Origin of the sequence: Kitasatospora sp. NBC_00315 (genome assembly GCF_041435095.1) — a bacterium.
Taxonomy (GTDB): Bacteria; Actinomycetota; Actinomycetes; order Streptomycetales; family Streptomycetaceae; genus Kitasatospora.
Window position 1 is genome coordinate 3,840,594 of the sequence record NZ_CP108025.1, and the last position, 18,799, is coordinate 3,859,392.

Here is an 18,799-nt window from a genome sequence, read left to right on the forward strand (position 1 = left end):
GGGGGCCCGGGGGTGACCGCCGGGCCCGCCGCTCGTTTGGCCTGCCATGAAGAAGATCGCGGCAGTCGCCGCCCTCACCATGGCGGCCCTCGGCCTGGCCGCCCCCGCACACGCCGCCGGCGACGTTCTCGGCGGCGCCGCCGACGGGTTGTCGGTCTCCCCCGCCGACCTGGCCCTGCACCAGGCCGGTGCGCTGCCGGTGGTCGGCGGGCCGGTGCAGGACGTCCAGGCCGCCGTCCCGGATCCGGGCGCGCTCGGCGGGCGGTGAGCGGGCGGTGAGCGGACGGCGAGCGGACGGCGAGCGGCCGTCAGCCGGTGAACAGGCCGTTCAGCCGCCCGTAGTCCAGGGCGCCCTCGATCGCCCCGTACGTGCCGTCCACCCGGAACTCCTCGGCGGCGCGGGCGAGCGCGGTGTAGGCGGCGCGGGCGGGGCCCGGGCCGAGGCTGATCCGGGCCACGCCCAGCTTCGCCAGCTCGCCGGCGGCCGGCGCGCCGGGGCCCGCCAGCACGTTCAGCGGTGCGGCGAGGGCCCCGACCAGTGCGGCCACCGTCTCCGGCGCGGTGACGCCGGGCACGAAGACGCCGTCGGCGCCCGCCTCGACGTACGCCCGGGCGCGGGCCACGGCGTGCTCCAGCCGCTCGGACGGGTCCCCGACCGCCCGCAGGAAGACGTCGGTGCGGGCGTTCACGAAGAGCGCGACACCGGCCGCGTCGGCGGCGACCCGGGCGGCCCCGATCCGCTCCGCCGCCTCGGCCGCCGGCCGCAGCGGCTCGCCGCCGCCGTGGGCGCCGTCCTCCAGGTTGATCCCGACCGCGCCGGTGGCCAGCAGCGCGTCGACGGTCGCGCCGACACCGGCGGCGGTGTCCGCGAAGCCGCTCTCCAGATCCGCCGTGACCGGCAGTTCTCCGGCCGCCCGGACCACCTGGGCGGTACGGGCCAGCACCTCGGCCCGGTCCGCCTGATCCCCGTCGGGGGAGCCGAGCGTCCAGGAGACCGAGGCGCTGGCGGTGGCGATGGCGGCGGCCCCGCCGGCGGCGACCAGCCGGGCGCCCAGCGCGTCCCAGACGTTGGCGAGGAGCAGCGGGTCACCGGATCGGTGCAGCGTGTGGAACAGTCGGGCCTTGTCCTGCTGGGTGCGCGTCATGGCTGACAGTCTGTCCGTCCCTCGATGGAGCGTCCGGCGGATTCCGGACGCGTACCGGCCTACCTCGGCGCGGGGCTCAACCGCGAGGTGACGCCGATCCGGTTCCAGGCGTTGATGGTGACGATCACCGCGATCAGGCTCGCCAGCTCGGTCTCCTCGAAGTGCCGGGCGGCCTCCTCGTAGACGGCGTCCGGCACGTGCCCCTGGGTCAGCAGGGTCACCGACTCGGTCAGCGCGAGGGCGGCGCGCTCGCGGGCGGTGAACCAGGAGGTCTCGCGCCAGGCCGGGAGGGAGCGGATCCGGTACTCCTGCTCGCCGCCCTTGACCGCGTCGGTGGCGTGCATGTCGATGCAGAACGCGCAGCCGTTGAGCATCGAGGCGTGGGTCTTCACCAGCTCGGCGAGCTGCGGGTCGAGCCCCGCCTTGGAGCTCTTTTCGATGGCGGACATCGCCCGGTAGAACTCCGGCAGCAGGTGCGGGACCGAGATCCGCTGCTCGGGGGCGGGGACGGGGGTGGCGTCGTTCGTCGTCATGCGTACCAGCCTAGGAGCAGAGTGGCCCGCTCGTGTGGTTCATTTGGCGCATGGAATCGTGGGCCACTTTCGGTGGCGACCTGCACCTGGACCTCACCGGCCGGCGGGCCGGCGGCCTCGGCCTGCGGGCCGCCCTGGAGGACGCCCTGCGCGAGGCCGTCCAGGACGGACGGCTGGCGCCCGGCACCCGGCTGCCGTCCTCCCGGGCCCTCGGCGGGGATCTCGGGATCGCCCGCAACACGGTCGTCGAGGCGTACACCCAGCTCACCGCCGAGGGCTGGCTGACCGCCCGGCAGGGCACCGGCACCACCGTGGCGGACCGGGCCGCGCCCCCCGTGCCGGCCACCGCGTCCGAGACCGCGCCGACCCGGCCGCCCGTCCGCTACGACCTGCTGCCCGGCAGGCCGGATCTCTCGCTGTTCCCCCGGAGCGCCTGGCTGGCCGCCGCCCGCCGGGCGCTCACCGCCGCCCCGGACGAGGCCCTGGGCTACGGCAGCCCGCTGGGGCGCATCGAGCTGCGCCGGGCCCTCGCCGCGTACCTGGCCCGGGTGCGCGGGGTGCGCACCGACCCGGAGCGGATCCTGGTCTGCTCCGGCCACACCCAGGGCCTGGGCCTGCTCTGCGGTGTCCTGCGCGAGCGCGGGGCCACCTCGCTGGCGGTGGAGGCGTACGGGCTGGCGCCGCTGCGGGCGGTGGTCGCGGCCTCGGGGCTGACCCGGGCGGCGCTGGAGCTGGACGAGGGCGGTGCCAGGACGGACGCCCTGGCGGGTACCGGCGCCGGAGCGGTGCTGCTGACCCCGGCCCATCAGTTCCCCGTCGGCGCGCCGCTGTCGGCGCACCGCCGGGCGGCGGCGGTGGAGTGGGCCCGGCGCACCGACGGCTTCGTGATCGAGGACGACTACGACGGCGAGTTCCGCTACGACCGCCAGCCGGTCGGCGCGATGCAGGCGCTCGACCCCGAACGCGTCGTCCACTCGGGGACGGCCAGCAAGAGCCTGGCGCCCGGCCTGCGGCTGGGCTGGCTCGCGCTGCCGCGGGCGCTGGTCGCCCCGGTGGCCCGGCTGAAGCAGCTGGCCGACGCCCAGTCCGGGGTGCTGGACCAGCTCACGCTGGCCGAGCTGATCGGCTCGGGCACCTACGACCGCCACGTGCGGCGCTGCCGGCTGCACTACCGGCGCCGTCGCGACCGGCTGGTGGCCGCGCTCGCCGAACGGGCGCCGGGGGTACGGGTGACGGGCGTGGCGGCGGGTCTGCACGCCGTGCTGCTGCTGCCGCCGGACGGACCGTCGGAGGCCGAGCTGATCGCGCGCGGCGCGGCGGCGGGGCTGGCGCTGGGCGCACTCGCCGACTGCCACGACGAGGGGGCGGGCGCGGCGCCCGCCCCGCCCGGTCTGGTGATCGGCTACGGCACCCCGCCCGAGCACGCCTTCGCAGGCGCGCTGGACGCGCTCTGCGGGCTGCTCGGGCGGGGCTGAGCGGCCGCGGGGCGCCGCCGATCACGGACGAGGGGTGGTGTGCGGCGGGGTCAGAGCCCCAGGGCCTGCGACGCCAGGGCGGTTCCCCTCAGCCGTGCCTCGATCTTGGCGAAGGCGAGATCACGTGAGGTGGAGGTGTCGTCGGCGAACGGCGAGAAGCCGCAGTCGTCGGTGGTGCCCAACTGGTCGAGCGGGATGTGCCGGGCGGCGAGCAGCACCCGGTCGCGGACCTCCTCGGGGCTCTCGACGGCGGCGGCGCTCGGGTCGGTCACGCCGACGAACACCCGGATCCCCGGGCGCAGCTGGCCGGCGATGATCGCGAGGACACGCTCGGGGTCCGGCTCGCCGGCCAGCTGGATGTAATAGTTGCCGACGTTCAGCCGGAACAGCGCGGGCAGCAGGCCGGCGTAGTCGACGTCCAGGCTGTGGGTGGAGTCGTGGTCCGCTCCCGGGCAGGTGTGCACCCCGAGGCGGGCTCGTTCGTCCTCGCCGAAGCGGTCGAGGACCAGGTTGTTGAGCGCGATGAAGTCCTGGAGGACGCCACCGGACGGATCCAGCTTGAGCGCCAGCCGGCCCTCGGTGAAGTCCAGCTGGACGCGGTGGGCGCCGGCCTCCAGACAGCCGCGGATGTCCGCCTCGGCCTCGTCGGCGAGATCGCGCAGGAACTCCTCGCGGGAGTAGTCGGCGAGGGACTCGGCCGGGTAGAGCAGGCTGAGGGCGGACGGCGCGATGACCGCCTGCTTGACGGGGAGATCGGTGTGGCGCCGGGCCTCGCGCAGGTAGCTCTCCGCCCGGACCTGGTAGCGGAAGGGCCCCGCGGTGAGCCTGGGCAGTTGCCGGGTGTGGCCGTCGGCGAAGGGGATGACGGCGCCGTCCGGGGCCAGGGTGGTCAGGCCCGCGAGGGGGTACGTGACGAAGCTGGGCTTGGCCTGCTCCCCGTCGACCAGGACGGAACAGCCCAGCTTCTCCAGCCTGTTCAGGGTGTCGGCCGTCGCCTGCTGCTGCAGCGTGGCCAGTTCCGCGTCGCCCAGCCGACCTTCGGCGTGCTCGGCGAGGGCTGTCTGCAGCGCGCGCGGCCTGGGGAGGCTGCCGATCGACTCCGTGGGAATAGTCATGGTGGAGACCGTAGGAAGCGCCACCGCCCGGGTGCAACAGGGCGATGGGCGCACCGCTCGGCCCGGCGCGCGGCGGCCGCCGCGTGGCGCTCGGGAAGTCCGCAGGTCACCGGCACCGTCCCGGAGCCCGGTACCCTCGGACGCGATCGGACGGGGCCCGTTCGCCCCGGGAGCGTCGCCGGAGATTCACTGATACGGTGTCAGTTTTGTGCCCGGGTTGACGGATCGGGAGGCATCACGCCCGACGACCGGCCTCAGTTCTTCCGGGAGCCGATCTCGAACAGCAGCATGATGAAGCCCGCGAAGGCGTGGGTGGCGACCATGTAGATCAGCACCCTGATCCCGACCCGGCGGTTGGCCAGCTTGCCGGCGTCGATGGTGGCGGGCGCGAGCGGCCCGGCGGGAGCGGCGGTGACGGCGGGAGCGGCGGTGACGGGGGTGGCGACCTGTTCGGTCATGACGGGGTCTCCTTCCTTCCGGACGGTCCGGCCGCCCGACGGGCCGCCCGACGGGTCGGCGCACGGCGATGGGTCGGAACGCGGGGGTGGTGCGTTCGGCGCGGCGCGCCGGCTCAGTGCGGTACGCCGCCGCCCAGGCAGAGTTCGCCGCCGGGGCTCTGCAGCAGGGTGTGCAGGAAGAGCAGTTCGACACCGTCCGCCGACTCGGCGGCGATGCAGTGCGGGGTGAGCGAGTCGAAGTGCGCGCCGTCGCCCTCGTCGAGCAGGTGGACGCGTTCGCCGAGGGTCAGCCGCAGCCGCCCCCGCACGACGTGCAGCCACTCCTCGCCGGGGTGGACCCTGACCACCTCGTCCTGAAGGCCGGGGGGCACCTGGACGCGCAGCGCCTGCATCGCGCGGCCGGGGGCGCCGGCCCGGCGGTAGCCCCAGCCGCCGGCCCGGCCCGGTTCGATCGCGCCGCCCCGGACGATCGGGTCGAGATCGCCCGGGGTCTCGCCGAGCAGCCCGGAGACCGAGCTGCCGTAGGCACGGGCGAGACCGAGCAGGACGGGCAGCGAGGGCTGCCGCCGACCGGTCTCCAGACGGGAGAGATACGCTGGGGAGAGCCCGACCCGGGCGGCCGCGGTCTCCAGCGTGAGCCGGCTGGTGAGCCGGTGCTCACGCAGACGGGCGGCGAGGCCGGCGACCTCCTGGTCGTCCGGCGGGCTGGTGGTCATGAACCCAGTGGACACCTGCCGTGCCCGTCGGGCAAGAAATTTGCCTCAGAGGCAAATTCCCCGGGATTCACGGCCGGGGGATGTTGCGCAGGTTGCTGCGCGCCAGGTCGACCATGCGTCCGACGCCGCCCGACAGCACCGTCCGGCCCGCCGCCAGGGCGAACCCCTTGAGCTGCGCGGCGGTGATGCGCGGCGGGATGGAGAGCGCGTTCGGGTCGGTGACCACGTCCACCAGGGCCGGACCGGGCCGCTCCAGGGCCTCCTCCAGCACCTCCCGCACCTTCGCCGGGTCCGTCACCCGCTTGGCCGGAATGCCCGCCGCGCGGGCGATCGCCGCGTAGTCGACGTCCCCGTTGTCGATCTCGAACTCGGGATAGCCGGAGACCAGCATCTCCAGCTTGATCATGCCGAGTGCGCCGTTGTTGAAGACCACGGTCTTCACCGGCAAGCGGTGCTTGGCCACCGTGAGCAGTTCGCCGAGCAGCATCCCCAGCCCGCCGTCACCGGACATCGAGATCACCTGCCTGCCCGGGCAGGCCAGCTGGGCGCCGATCGCGTGCGGCAGGGCGTTGGCCATCGAACCGTGCAGGAACGAGCCGATCACCCGGCGGCGGCCGTTGGGCGTGAGGTAGCGGGCCGCCCAGACGTTGTTCATGCCGGTGTCGACGGTGAAGACCGCGTCGTCGGCGGCGACCTCGTCCAGCACCGCGGCGACGTACTCGGGGTGGATCGGCAGGTGCTTCTCGATGTCCTTGGTGTACGCGCCGACCACACCGTCCAGCGCGCGGTAGTGCTTGTCCAGCATGCCGTCCAGGAAGGTGCGGTCGGTCTTCTGCTCCAGCAGCGGTAGCACCGCGCGCAGGGTCGCCGACACGTCGCCGTGCACGGCCAGCTCCAGCGGGGTGCGGCGGCCGAGCCGGGTGGCGTCGTGGTCGACCTGGATCGTCCTGGCCTGCGGCAGGAAGGAGTCGTACGGGAAGTCGGTGCCGAGCAGCAGCAGCAGGTCGGCCTCGTGCAGCGCCTCGTGGCAGGCACCGTAGCCGAGCAGGCCGCTCATCCCGACGTCGTACGGGTTGTCGTACTGGATCCACTCCTTGCCGCGCAGCGAGTGCCCGACCGGGGCCTGCAGGGCGGCGGCCGCGGCCAGCACCTCCGGGTGCGCGCCGCGCACCCCGGCGCCGCAGAACAGGGCGACCCGGCGGGCCGAGTTCAGCGCCCTGGCCAGCTCCTGCACCTGGCTCCAGGGCGGGGCCGCGACCGCCTGCTCGGTCAGGAACGTGCCGGTGCCGGTGGGCCCGGCGGCCGGCAGCGCGGCGACGTCCCCGGGGAAGACCAGCACCGAGACGCCGGGCGCGCCGAGCGCGTGCTGCAGGGCGACCCGCAGCAGCCGCGGCAGCTGGGCCGGTGTGGAGACCATCTCGCACCAGCTGCTGCAGTCGGTGAAGACCCGCTCGGGGTGGGTCTCCTGGAAGAAGCCGGTGCCGATCTGGCCGGACGGGATGTGCGAGGCGAGCGCCAGCACCGGCAGGCCGCTGCGCTGGGCGTCGTACAGGCCCTGGATCAGGTGGGTGTTGCCCGGGCCGCAGGAGCCGGCGCAGACCGCCGGCCGGCCGCTCAGCTCCGCCTCGGCGGCGGCCGCGAAGGCGCCCGCCTCCTCGTTGCGCACGTGCACCCAGCTGATGCCCTCGGTGCGGCGGATCGCGTCCACCACCGGGTTGAGGCTGTCACCCACGACGCCGTAGACGCGCTCCACCCCGGCCTGCCGGAGCACCTCGACCATCTGCTCGGCCACACTCACCACGAGGCACTCCCTCTCCGCCGGTCGGATGCCATCAGCAGCCTGCGAGCGGCGTGGCCCGCCCGCACCCCGGGCGGGCCACGCGGGTGAGGACGTCCGGCCGGGTCACTCCGCCGCGAGGTGGTCGGGGCCCGGCCCGACCGTCCCCGCGACGACGCCCGCGTGCGTGTGCCGCCGGGCCGGCTCCCGGCCCGGCGGCTGGGTGAACCGTTCCTGCGCCGGGGGCCGGGTGGTCGGCCTGGTGACCGGGGCCCCGGCCTTGACCACCAGCACCTCGCCGTCGTGGCTCAGCGGCAGGGCCTCGCCCCGGCGCAGCGTGTAGGTGGTCCCGGCGTGGGTGATCCGGACCTGCAGCAGGCACTGGCGGATCTGCATCGAGAACGTCAGCCGCCGCAGTCCGGACGGCAGCCGGGGCCGGAAGGCCAGCGCCTCGTCGTGGTCGCGCAACCCGCCGAACCCGGCCACCAGGGCGATGCAGGCACCCGCCAGCGAGGCCATGTGCAGGCCGTCACCGGTGTTGCCGCCGAGGTTGTGCAGATCCATCAGGGCGGCCTCGGCGGTGTAGTCGTACGCCAGGTCGAGCTGCCCCACCTCGGCCGCGATCACCGCCTGGGTGCAGGCCGAGAGGGAGGAGTCGCGCACCGTGAGCCGCTCGTAGTAGGCGAAGTTGCGGGCCTTCTGCTCGTCGGTGAAGGCGTCCCCGCGGACCTGCATGGCGAGCACCAGGTCGGCCTGCTTGACCACCTGTTTGCGGTAGAGGTCGAAGTAGGGGTAGTGCAGCAGCAGCGGGTACTTCTCCGGCGGGGTGCCGTCGAAGTCCCAGAACTGGTGGTCGGTGAACCCGTCGGCCTGCGGGTGCACGCCGAGGTCCTCGTCGTAGGGGATGTACATCGCGCCCGCGGCGTCCCGCCAGGCGGCGGTCTCCTCGGTGTCGACGCCGAGCGCGGCGGCCTCCGTCTGGTGCCGGGTGGCGGACTCCGCGGCGGCCCGCAGGTTGGTCTGCGCCATCAGGTTGGTGAAGACGTTGTTGTCCGCGACCGCGCTGTACTCGTCGGGGCCGGTGACGCCCTCGATCCGGAACCGGCCGGCCGCGTCGTGGTGCCCGAGCGAGCGCCACATCCGTGCCGTCTCCACCAGCAGTTCCAGCCCGTAGGCGCGCTCGAACTCGACGTCGCCGGTGGCCCGGACGTAGCGGGCGACGGCGACCGCGATGTCGGCGCCGATGTGGAACGCGGCGGTGCCGGCCGGCCAGTAGCCGGAGCACTCCTCGCCCCGGATCGTCCGCCAGGGGAACACCGCGCCGGCCAGGCCGAGCTGGGCGGCCCGCTCGCGGGCCAGCGGCAGCGTGGTGTGCCGCCAGCGCAGCGCCTGGTTGACCGCGCCGGGCAGGCAGTACGTGAGCACCGGCAGGACGAAGGTCTCGGTGTCCCAGAAGCTGTGGCCGTCGTAGCCGGGGCCGGTCAGCCCCTTCGCCGGGATGGCCCGCTCCTCGCTGCGGGCCCCGGCCTGGAGCACGTGGAAGATCGCGAACCGGACGGCCTGCTGGAGTTCGACGTCACCCTCGATCTCGATGTCGCTGCTGTCCCAGAACTCCTTCAGGTAGCTGCTCTGCTCGGCCGCCAGCCCCGTCCAGCCGGTGTACTTGGCGGCGGTCAGGGCTGCCTCGACCTGATCCCGGACGGCGGGCAGCGATCGGGTCGCCGACCAGCCGTACGCGATGAACTTGACCACCCGCAGCCGCTCGCCGGGCCGCAGCACCGTCGTGACGCTGATCCGGCCCTGGTCGTCGCTGCTCTCGGCGGTGGTGTCGAAGCCCTCCGGGCCCTCGATCAGGTGGTCCATGCCGGCCGCCACCCGGATCCCGCTGAACCGGGTGCGGTGCACCAGGACCGCCTTGGCGTGGCCCGCCTGGTGCGACTCGGAGATCAGCGGCGCCTCCAGCACGGCGGCGGCCCGGGGGTCGCCGCCGACGCCGCCGGGCAGCTGCTCGTTGGCGACCAGTTCGGACTGCAGCACGATCCGGACCGGGCCGTCCACCGCCTCGACCTGGTACTCCACGGCCGCGACCGCCCGCTGGGTGAGCGAGACCAGCCGGTTGGAGGTGACCTTGACCGTCCGGCCCGCCGGGGAGGTCCACTCGGCCTCCCTGCGCAGCACCCCGTCCCGGAAGTCCAGGCTGCGCAGGTGGCCGCGCAGTTCGCCGTAGCGCAGGTCGAAGGGCTCGTCGTCCACCAGCAGCCGGATGATCTTGCCGTTGGTCACGTTGATGACGCTCTGACTGGACTCGGGGTAGCCGTAGCCGCCCTCGCCGTACGGCAGCGGCCGCAGCTCGAAGACGCCGTTCAGGTAGGTGCCGGGCAGGCCGTGCGGCTCCCCCTCGTCCAGGTTGGCGCGCAGGCCGACGTGGCCGTTGGAGAGCGCGAAGACCGACTCGGCGCGGGCCAGCCCGGCCGGGTCCAGGCCGTTCTCGGCGATCAGCCAGGGGTCGACGGTGAAGCCGTCCTGGCCGGTCACCGCGGCTCCCCCCGGTACAGCTGGGCGAGGTCGGCCACGACCACGGTGGCTCCACTGCGGCGCAGCTCCTCGGCCTGCCCCGTCCGGTCGACACCGACCACCGCGCCGAAGCCGCCGGCCCGGCCGGAGGCCACCCCGGCGAGCGCGTCCTCGAAGACGGCGGCCCGGGCCGGCTCGACGCCGAGCGCGCGGGCGGCCGCCAGGTAGGTGTCCGGCGCGGGCTTGCCCGGCAGGCCCTCGCGGGCGGCGACCACGCCGTCCACGATCACGTCGAAGAGGTCGTCGATCCCGGCGGCCCGCAGCACGTCCCGGCAGTTGGCGCTGGAGGAGACCACCGCCCGGGGCAGGCCCAGCTCCCGCAGCCGGTGCACGTACTCCACCGAGCCGGCGTAGGGCTGCACGCCCTGGTCCTTGATCATGCGCAGCACGGTGTCGTTCTTGGCGGTGCTGACGCCGTTCACGCTGCGGGTGCCCGGCGGGTCGTCGGCCCCGCCCTCCGGCAGGTCGACGCCGCGGCTGTGCAGGAACGCCCTGGTGCCGTCCAGGCGCGGCCTGCCGTCCACGTAGGTGTCGTAGTCGGCGACGGCGTCGAAGGGCGCGAACGGCCCGCCGGTGCGGTCGGCCTCGGCACGCAGGAACGTGTCGAAGGTGTCCTTCCAGGCCGCGGCGTGCACCTTGGCGGTCTGGGTGAGCACCCCGTCGAGGTCGAAGAGGAATGCGCGGATGTCGTCCGGGAGACCCAACATGAGGGCAGTCTCACCCCGATTCGGGAAAAAAACCTCCCATTCGAGGCGCGCGGGCGCGTCGCGGGCGGGCAGGCGCGCGGGCGCCCTCGCGGCCGGCGGCGGCCGGGCGGACCGGGGCGGGCGGCCCCCGCGCCGACGGGACGGGGTGGACGGACAGGGAGCGGTGGGACGTGTGGGGACGGGCAGGACGAGTGGGGCGCCCGAGCGCCGCCGGGCCCCGGAGGCCGCCTCTACCACGGGTCGTCCGTACCGCGTGGTGGTTCCCCGGATAGACCGCTCCGACGGGCGAACCGCTCGCTGACGCGGGTATGACAACACCTGCCCGGGCAAACACTGGTGCGGCAGCACCCGGCCGGGCCCGGCACAGGCCCGGCCGGATCCCTCCGTGACGGTGTGCAGGTTGTGCGAAATGTCCGCCATGGAGGCATTAAATCGGCTATAGGGCAGTGTTGTTGAGGTTGCGTCAGGAACATCCGGAAAACCGGCTATGCTACTTCCGGCTCAGCCCGCTGCACCCCCATCACAGCAGGTCAGCGCGGACCGGAACGGCCCCCAGAGGCCGTGGGACACCGGGCGGCCCGGACCGCTGGAGCCGATTCCCGCTCGTCGTTCCGTAATCTTTCGATCGTTTGAGGATGCTGATGCTTCGTGCTGGATCGTCACCCGGAGGCCGGCGCTCCGCTCCCGTACTCGTGTGGCTCCTGCCCACGGTCGTGACGGCGGCCGCGGCCGCGGCCGCCGTGTCGGTGGTCTCCACCGGCGCCCGGGCCGGGGTCCTCTGGTGCGGTGTGGTCGGCACGGCCGCCGTCGCGGTGGTGGCCGCCGAGGCCGCCCGCCGGGGCCGCGCCCTGGCGACCCTGCGCGAGCGGTACGCCCTCCAGGAGACCGAGCTGCGCCGTCGTCTCGCCCGCCAGGAGGCCGAGACGGTCCAGCTGGCCCGGGTGGTCCTGCCGCAGGCGGTGGCCCGGCTCCAGCGCGGCGAGTTCGTCGAGGACGTGCTGCGCGCCTCCGAAGCGCCCGACGGCGCCGTCAGCCCCGAGTTCCGCGCCGCCCGTCAGGCCGTGCTGCGGACGGTGCTGGAGGCCGTCGACAACGAGGAGGGGATGCGCGAGTCCGCCCAGCGGGCCTTCGTGAACATCGCCCGCCGCGTCCAGGCGATCGTCCACCGCCAGGCCCAGGACCTGCGGGAGATGGAGGACCGGCACGGCAACGACCCGGCCGTCTTCGAGGACCTGCTCCGGCTGGACCACGGCAACGCGCTCGTCGGCCGCCTCGCGGACTCCATCGCCGTCCTCGGCGGTGCCCGGCCCGGCCGCCAGTGGAGCAGGTCGGTACCGCTCTACAGCGTGCTGCGCGGCGCCGTCTCGCGCATCCTCGACTACCCCCGGGTCGAGCTGCACCCCGTCTCCGAGGTCGCCGTGGTCGGCCCCGCCGTCGAGCCGCTGATCCACGCGCTGGCCGAGCTGCTGGACAACGCCACCCGCTACTCCCCGCCGCAGACCAACGTGCACCTCACCGCCGTCGAGGTGCAGACCGGTATAGCGATCGAGATCGAGGACGGCGGCCTGAGCCTCAGCGAGGAGGGCCGGGCCCGCGCGGAGCGGATGCTCCAGGAGGCGCAGGCCGGCATCGACCTCAACGACCTCGGCGAGACGCCCCGCCTCGGCCTGGCCGTGGTCGGCCGCCTCGCCCAGGCGTACGGCTTCCAGGTCTCACTGCGGCCCTCCGCCTACGGCGGCGTGCGCGCGGTGCTGATCGTCCCGCAGGAACTGATCACCACCGCACCCGCGACCGGCCGTGCGCACGGCATCGGAGTCGCCTCCGGCCCGCGTTCGGCGCCGGCGATCGCCGCACCCCGTACCGTCACCCCCCGGCCGGCGGCCGGACCCCAGCCGTGGGCCTCGGCAGTGGAGGAGGCCCCGGTGGTGACCGAGCGGACCCCCAACGGGCTGCCGCAGCGCCGCCGCCACGCCGCACCCTCCCGGGCGGGCGCCGCCGCCCCGAGCATCCCTCAACCCGCCGAGGCCCCGGTGCAGCCCGGCATGTGGCTGGCAGCGTTCCAGGACGGCGTGAACGGCCAGCCGGCCGGTACTCCGGCCGGCCACACCAGTGACGAGTCGGCAGGGAAGGGCGAGCAGTGATTCAGCAGCGGACCAACATGGACTGGATGCTCAAGGACTTGGCGGACGGCGTCCCGCAGACCCGTCACGTCGTCGTGCTCTCGGCCGACGGACTGCGGATGGCCCAGTACGGCACCGACACCGACACCGCCGACCGCCTCGCCGCCGCCTGCGCCGGCCTGCAGAGCCTGGCCGCCGCGGTGGGCCACGAGTTCCCGCACGGCGACGGCCGGATGCGGCTGGTCGTGATCGAGATGGGCGGCGGCTTCTTCTACCTGATGGCGGCCGGCGCCCGTGCGTACCTGGCGGTGCTGGCCGACGAGGGTGTCGACGCCGGCCTGATGGGCCAGCGGATGCGGGACCTGGTCGCACGGATCGGCGAGCACCTCAGCACACCGCCCCGCAACGGCGAGCAGGTCGCATGAGCGAAACCGACCAGGACTGGGAGGCAGGCAACCCCGAGCGGCTCTACGTGATCACTCGGGGTCGTAGCGGCTCGTCCGGGCCGACCACCTTCGACCTGGTCACCCTCGTCGTCTCCCGTGCGGAGCCGACACCGACCATGCAGCCCGAACACGCGGCGATCCTGCGCATCTGCGGCTCGCCGCTCTCGGTGGCCGAGGTCTCCGCGTACCTGGGGCTGCCGATGAGCGTGGTCACCGTGCTCCTCGCGGACCTGCTGGCGGACCGCCTCATCGAGGCCCGACTGCCGGTGCCCCAGGCAATTCTTCCCGACCGTGCCCTGATAGAGGCGGTGATCCATGGACTTCAGAAGCTCTGAGACGGTGGTGGGGCCACAGAGCGCGGACCTGCTGCCGTCCTCGGCCGCCATGGCGGTCAAGGTGGTGATCGTGGGCGGATTCGGGGTCGGCAAGACGACCCTGGTCGGCTCGGTCAGCGAGATCCGTCCGCTGACCACCGAGGAGACGATGACCCAGGCGGGTGCGGACGTCGACGACGTAGCCGGGGTCGAGCGCAAGACCTCGACCACGGTCGCGATGGACTTCGGCCGGATCAGCATCAACGAGGAACTGGTGCTGTACGTCTTCGGCACCCCCGGCCAGGAGCGGTTCTGGTTCCTCTGGAACGGCCTGTTCGAGGGCGCGCTCGGCGCGGTGGTGCTGGTCGACACCCGTCGGCTGGAGGTCAGCTTCGACGTGATCGGACGGCTGGAGGAGCGCGGCGTTCCCTTCGTCGTCGCGGCCAACACCTTCCCCGGCTCGCCCTCGTACCCCACCGAGGAACTGCGGACCGCGCTCGACCTGCCCGCCGACGTGCCGATCGTCACCTGCGACGCGCGGACCCGGGAGTCCAGCCGGGACGTCCTGATGGCCCTGATGCGTTACCTGTACTCGCTCTCGGCGGCGCCGGCGTAGCACCGGCGCCGGGGTTCGCCGCCGGTGTTCTCACGATCCCACCCTCGCCATGGCACCTTCGCAATCGGATCCGTCCCCACACTCCTCCACGACGCCCTCTTGAGAACGTCCCTCCCGCGATGACCCCGGAGACACCGTGACCACCCCGTTCCCTGCTGACGCCCCGCTCACCCCGCCGCCCGGCTGCCCCGCCCACGGGCTCGGCGCCGACGGCCTCCGGCGGCTCTACGGACCGGAGGCCGAGGCCGACCCGAGCGGCCTGTACGAGACGCTGCGCGCCGAGCACGGCGAGGTCGCGCCCGTGCTGCTGCACGGCGACCTGCCGGCCTGGCTGGTCCTCGGCCACTCGGCGAACCTCACCGCGATGCGCACGCCCTCGCGCTTCTCCCGGGACTCCCGCCGCTGGCGGGCGTTCCAGGAGGGCAAGGTGGCCGCGGACTCGCCGCTGATGCCGATGGTGGCCTGGCAGCCGCTCTGCGTCTTCGCCGACGGCGAGGAGCACAAGCGGCTCCGGGGCGCGGTCACCGACAGCCTGAACCGCTTCGACCGGCGCGGCATCCGGCGCCACGTCACCCGCTTCGCCGACCAGCTGATCAACGAGTTCAGCGCCGCCGGGCAGGCCGACATGGTCGCCCAGTTCGCCGAGCACCTGCCGATGCTGGTGATGACCCAGCTGGTCGGCATGCCCGAGGGCTACGGGCCCCGGCTGGTCGAGGCCGCCCGGGACCTGATGAAGGGCACCGAGACCGCGATCGCCAGCAACGACTACGTCGTGGCGACCCTGCGCCAGCTGGTGGACCGCAAGCGCGCCGCCCCGGGCGCCGACCTCGCCTCCTGGCTGATCCAGCACGAGGCCGGCCTCTCGGACGACGAGGTGATGGAGCACCTGCGCCTGGTGCTGATCGCCGCGAACGAGACCACCGTGAACCTGATCGCGGACACCCTCAAGCTCGTCCTCACCGACCGGCGCTTCCGGGCCAACCTCTCCGGCGGGCACATGACCCTGCCCGACGCCCTGGACCAGGTGCTCTGGGACACCCCGCCGCTGTCGATGGTGCCCGGCCGCTGGGCCACCGGCGACACCCAGCTCGGCGGGCGGCAGATCAGGGCCGGCGACATGCTCCTGCTCGGCCTCGCGGCCGGCAACGTGGACCCGGCGGTCCGCCCCGACCTGTCGATGCCGCTCTACGGCAACCGCTCGCACCTCGCGTTCAGCGGCGGCCCGCACGAGTGCCCCGGCCAGGACGTCGGCCGGGCGATCGCGGAGACCGGCATCGACATCCTGCTGACCCGCCTGCCCGACCTCCAGCTCTCCGTCCCGGAGGACGACCTGACCTGGAACTCCGCCTGGCTCTCCCGTCACCTCGCCTACCTGCCGGTACAGTTCGCCCCGCGAAAGCCCCGTACCGGGGACACCATGGAGCTCGGCGCCGAGGCCGCCGCCGCGGTGACCGCTGCAGCGGCGGCCGCCGCCGAGGCCGTCCGGGCCGGCGCGGGCACGGCTTCGAGCGGCGCCCCCGAGTCGGCACCTTCCGTCACCGCCGGCGACGGCGCACCGCTGCCCGCTCCCGCGGCGCCCCGGCGGCGGAGCTGGTGGAGCATCCTGACCGGGCGCGGCCGACAGGCCTGACATCCGGCCAGGTGGGGCCGGGCCCCGGCCAGACTCGGGCGCGAAGGTGCGACTTTGAGCCATGGCGCATTCGTCACCCTTGACGGTTTTCGTCATATACCGCTGTATTGGCGCGTGATCCACTTCGGCCGGGTCGCGGAATCCCCCTCCGCGACCCGGTGACGGGTGGGAAGACGCCAGGCGACCGAGGTGACGGAAAGTGCACGAGCTGACGATGGTCCCGCCGATATTCTCCCCCTACCGGCCGGCGATCCACCCGCACCACGAGGCCATCGACCGGCGGACCACCGCCTGGGCCGAGACCTTCGACATCGGCTCCCCCGGGCTGCGCAAGGCACTCGTCACCCACAGCATCGGCGCCTTCGCCGCCCGCGTGCTCCCGGACGGCCGCGAGGAGGTCGTCGGCATCCTCTCCGACTTCGTCCTGTGGCTCTTCGGCGTGGACGACGGCTTCTGCGAGGAGGGCGAGCTCGGCACCCGTCCCGGCGCCCTGCTCGCCGCACTGTCGCGGCTGCTGAGAGTGGCCCAGAACCCCGAGGCCCCGATGCTGCTGAACGACCCGCTCGCCCAGGGCCTGCGCGACCTGCGCCACCGGCTCGACCGGTACGCGACCGCCGGTCAGATAGCCCGCTGGGTCGACGCCCTGCGCGAGTACTGCCTCTCGGTCGGCTGGGAGGCCGAGCACCGCAGTCACGGCACCGTGCCCGACCTCAACGACTACACCCTGATGCGCATCTACGACGGCGCGACCTCGGTCGTCCTGCCCCTGCTGGAGATGGGGCACGGCTACGAACTCCAGCCCCACGAGCGGGACGACCGGGCGGTGCGGGCCGCCGCCGAGATGGCCTACTTCGTCATCTGCTGGGACAACGACCTGTTCTCGTACCACAAGGAGAGCCGGACCGGCCTGTACTACCTGAACGCCATCCGGGTGCTGGAGCACGCCCAGGGCCTCACCCCCGAGCAGGCCCTCGGCGTCGCCATCTCGCAGCGCGACCGCGTGCTCAGCCTGTTCGTCCGGCTCTGCGCCCATCTGAGGACCACCGGCAGTCCACAGCTGCGGCAGTACCTCAGCAGTCTGGAGACGTTCATCCGGGGCGCCCAGGACTGGGGGATCAGCTCCCTGCGCTACACCACCCCGGACGATCCGGCCGAACTTCCCAGTGCCTTCCGCGACACCCCGTCCGACAGCAGCCGGGAGCCGCTGGACATCCCCGCGATCTCCTGGTGGTGGGACGTCCTGCCGCGCGAGGCGGACGCACTCGGCCGGGAGGGCGTGTTCGCCCAGGAGTCCGAGAGTGTCACCGCGCTGTACGCCGGGCCCCGCACCCCGGGCCGCGCCGTCCCCACCGCCGTCCCCCACACCGCCGTCCCCCACACCGCCGCGCTCCGCTCCGCCTAGGCGGAGCGCAGGAAAGGGAGGCCCCCGATGGCATCCGGTCTCGAATCAGTCCCCCGCGCGCCCGGCGCGCTGCCCCTCGTCGGGCATGTCTGGCCGCTCTGGCGGGACACCCTGGCATTCGTCAAATCCCTGCGCGGACACGGCGAGCTGGTCCGGGTCGACATCGCCGGTATGCCGGTCTACTTCGCCACCAGCGCCGCGTACGCGCACGCCGTCATGGTGACCAACGGCCCCAGTTTCGAGAAGGGCCGGCTCTTCGACCGGATGCGTCCGCTGGTCGGCGCCGGTCTGGCGACCGCCGACAGCACGACCCACCGCCGGCACCGCCGGCTGATGCAGCCCTCCTTCCACCGTGAACGGATAGCCGACTACTGCACGGTGATCGGCGACCGCGCCCGGACCCTGGCGGACGGCTGGCGGGCCGGCCAACGCCTCGCCGTGGAGGAGGTGATGGGCGAGTTCGCCGTCGACACCCTGGCCGCCACCCTGTTCTCCGCCGACATCGGTCGCGGCGCCGTGGACGCGGTCTGCCGGGACGTCCCGGTCATCCTCAAGAACATGCTGGTCCGGGCCGTCTCACCGACGTTCCTCGACCGGCTGCCGATCCCGCCGAACCGCCGCTTCGACGCGGCCGCGGCCAGCCTGCGGGAGGTCATCGACGAGGTGATCGCGGCCACCCGCCGAACCGGCCGGACGGACGCCGGCGATCTGCTCTCCACACTGTTGGCGGCCCGCGACGCGGACACCGGCGAGGCGCTGACCGACACCGAGGTCCGGGACGAGCTCGTCACCATCCTCTTCGCCGGCACCGAGACCGTCGGCTCCACCCTCAGCTGGGCCTTCCACGAGATCGCCCGGCACCCCGAGGTGGAGAAGCGGATCCTGGAGGAGATCGACCGGGTGGTCGGCCGCCGACCGGTCGGCTACCAGGACGTACCCGAACTCACCTACACCCGACAGGTGTTGGACGAGACCCTGCGGCTGCACGGGGTCACCCTGCTGATGCGCCGGGCCACCGCCGCGGTGGAGCTCGGCGGGGTGACCGTGCCGGTCGGCACCGAGATCGCCTTCAGCCTCTACGCCGTCCACCAGGACCCGGCGCTCTACCCGGACCCCGAGCGGTTCGACCCCGACCGCTGGCTCCCGGAGAACCGGGAGGGCATGCCCAGGGAGTCCTTCGTCCCCTTCGGTTCGGGCTCCCGGCAGTGCATCGGCGACGCCTTCGCCCGGGCGGAGATGACCATCACCCTCGCCACCGTGCTGGCCCGTTGGCGCCTGCAGCCGGTGCCCGGCCGGGAGCCCCGGGAGGTGGTGGCCGCCATGCCGCACGCCGACCGGGTCACCATGACGATCCTCCCGCGCGCCACCGGGACGGCGACAACCTGACCAACTCCCGGCGGTCACGCCCGCATTGAGCTCCACCAGCGGCCGGGCGGGCGGCATCGGCACCTCGCGTGCCGGCGTCGCCCGCCCGGCCGTCGTGCTGACCCGACGCATCGTCAGCCCGCTTGCGGGGCAACCCCTTTGCGGCCGTCGCCACGGCGCCCGGAGGGACCTGCGGAGCGGATTGACCGGGTGCAGATGATCGAAACTTGCGTTGTTAGTGTCAGATTTTTGCTCTTTCATATGGACTTCATGCGATGCCCGCCATAGTCTCTTCCCGCTCGGCGGAAACCACCGCGTCACGCTCCCGAAGCCCCCGCGACACAGACCAGTTCACCGCGCCGCAGAGCCCCTGTTCGGCGCCACCGCCAAGCCGCCTGGTCCCCAC

The 18,799-nt window shown here is 73.6% G+C and carries 17 protein-coding genes; 9 read left to right on the top strand and 8 right to left on the bottom strand.

From position 1 onward, the window contains the following. The first annotated feature begins 46 nt into the window (after positions 1–46). The gene (locus OG823_RS15590) at positions 47–268 is read left to right on the top strand and encodes a hypothetical protein (protein ID WP_371480147.1); all 222 of its coding nucleotides are present in this window, start codon (positions 47–49) and stop codon (positions 266–268) included. A 40-nt stretch (positions 269–308) separates the two neighbouring features. Here OG823_RS15590 and OG823_RS15595 read toward each other — a convergent pair whose 3' ends face one another. Then, the gene (locus OG823_RS15595; RefSeq protein WP_371480148.1) at positions 309–1,145 is read right to left on the bottom strand and encodes an isocitrate lyase/phosphoenolpyruvate mutase family protein; all 837 of its coding nucleotides are present in this window, start codon (positions 1,143–1,145) and stop codon (positions 309–311) included. Positions 1,146–1,204: 59 nt separating this feature from the next. Further along, on the bottom strand, positions 1,205–1,678 hold the full coding sequence (locus OG823_RS15600; RefSeq protein ID WP_371480149.1) for a carboxymuconolactone decarboxylase family protein: 474 nt from the start codon (positions 1,676–1,678) through the stop codon (positions 1,205–1,207). 50 nt (positions 1,679–1,728) lie between these two features. Between OG823_RS15600 and OG823_RS15605 the strand changes: the two genes are divergently transcribed. Beyond that, positions 1,729–3,153, top strand: coding sequence for a PLP-dependent aminotransferase family protein (locus OG823_RS15605; protein ID WP_371480150.1), 1,425 nt, complete (start codon positions 1,729–1,731; stop codon positions 3,151–3,153). Between the two features lie 50 nt (positions 3,154–3,203). On the opposite strand, the gene OG823_RS15610 is transcribed toward OG823_RS15605, so the two are convergent. The 6 genes from OG823_RS15610 to OG823_RS15635 all read right to left on the bottom strand — a co-directional run bounded on the left by OG823_RS15610 (position 3,204) and on the right by OG823_RS15635 (position 10,500). Then, positions 3,204–4,268 carry a cobalamin-independent methionine synthase II family protein gene (locus OG823_RS15610; RefSeq protein WP_371480151.1) on the bottom strand — a complete coding sequence of 355 codons (1,065 nt, stop codon included), beginning with the start codon at positions 4,266–4,268 and terminating at the stop codon, positions 3,204–3,206. A 254-nt stretch (positions 4,269–4,522) separates the two neighbouring features. Continuing rightward, positions 4,523–4,726 (bottom strand): DUF6126 family protein, encoded by a 204-nt coding sequence (locus tag OG823_RS15615; protein WP_371480152.1) that lies wholly within the window; start codon positions 4,724–4,726, stop codon positions 4,523–4,525. 113 nt (positions 4,727–4,839) lie between these two features. Then, a complete protein-coding gene (locus tag OG823_RS15620) occupies positions 4,840–5,442 on the bottom strand; it encodes a helix-turn-helix domain-containing protein (RefSeq protein WP_371480153.1) in 603 nt (200 codons plus the stop codon). Positions 5,443–5,509: 67 nt separating this feature from the next. Next, on the bottom strand, positions 5,510–7,222 hold the full coding sequence (locus OG823_RS15625; RefSeq protein ID WP_371484497.1) for a pyruvate dehydrogenase: 1,713 nt from the start codon (positions 7,220–7,222) through the stop codon (positions 5,510–5,512). 123 nt (positions 7,223–7,345) lie between these two features. Beyond that, positions 7,346–9,754: a glycoside hydrolase family 65 protein gene (locus OG823_RS15630; RefSeq protein ID WP_371480154.1), complete on the bottom strand. Its 2,409-nt coding sequence runs from the start codon at positions 9,752–9,754 to the stop codon at positions 7,346–7,348. Next, positions 9,751–10,500: an HAD family hydrolase gene (locus OG823_RS15635; RefSeq protein WP_371480156.1), complete on the bottom strand. Its 750-nt coding sequence runs from the start codon at positions 10,498–10,500 to the stop codon at positions 9,751–9,753. Before OG823_RS15635 ends, OG823_RS15630 begins: the two co-directional genes overlap by 4 nt. A 641-nt stretch (positions 10,501–11,141) precedes the next feature. On the opposite strand from OG823_RS15635, the gene OG823_RS15640 reads away from it, so the two are divergent. From OG823_RS15640 to OG823_RS15670, 7 genes are all read left to right on the top strand, one after another. After that, the gene (locus tag OG823_RS15640; protein WP_371484499.1) at positions 11,142–12,641 is read left to right on the top strand and encodes a sensor histidine kinase; all 1,500 of its coding nucleotides are present in this window, start codon (positions 11,142–11,144) and stop codon (positions 12,639–12,641) included. Continuing rightward, on the top strand, positions 12,638–13,045 hold the full coding sequence (locus OG823_RS15645; RefSeq protein ID WP_371480157.1) for a roadblock/LC7 domain-containing protein: 408 nt from the start codon (positions 12,638–12,640) through the stop codon (positions 13,043–13,045). The genes OG823_RS15640 and OG823_RS15645 overlap by 4 nt, the downstream gene beginning before the upstream one ends. Next, positions 13,042–13,401 (top strand): DUF742 domain-containing protein, encoded by a 360-nt coding sequence (locus tag OG823_RS15650; protein WP_371480158.1) that lies wholly within the window; start codon positions 13,042–13,044, stop codon positions 13,399–13,401. Before OG823_RS15645 ends, OG823_RS15650 begins: the two co-directional genes overlap by 4 nt. Next, entirely contained in the window at positions 13,382–13,996 is a 615-nt protein-coding gene (locus tag OG823_RS15655) for an ATP/GTP-binding protein (RefSeq protein WP_371480160.1), read from the top strand. Before OG823_RS15650 ends, OG823_RS15655 begins: the two co-directional genes overlap by 20 nt. A gap of 136 nt (positions 13,997–14,132) precedes the next feature. Further along, on the top strand, positions 14,133–15,626 hold the full coding sequence (locus OG823_RS15660; RefSeq protein ID WP_371480161.1) for a cytochrome P450: 1,494 nt from the start codon (positions 14,133–14,135) through the stop codon (positions 15,624–15,626). Between the two features lie 214 nt (positions 15,627–15,840). Further along, complete coding sequence (locus tag OG823_RS15665) at positions 15,841–17,028, top strand: selina-4(15),7(11)-diene synthase (RefSeq protein ID WP_371484501.1); 1,188 nt, start codon at positions 15,841–15,843, stop codon at positions 17,026–17,028. A gap of 27 nt (positions 17,029–17,055) precedes the next feature. Next, entirely contained in the window at positions 17,056–18,414 is a 1,359-nt protein-coding gene (locus tag OG823_RS15670) for a cytochrome P450 (RefSeq protein WP_371480162.1), read from the top strand. The last annotated feature ends 385 nt before the right edge of the window (positions 18,415–18,799 follow it).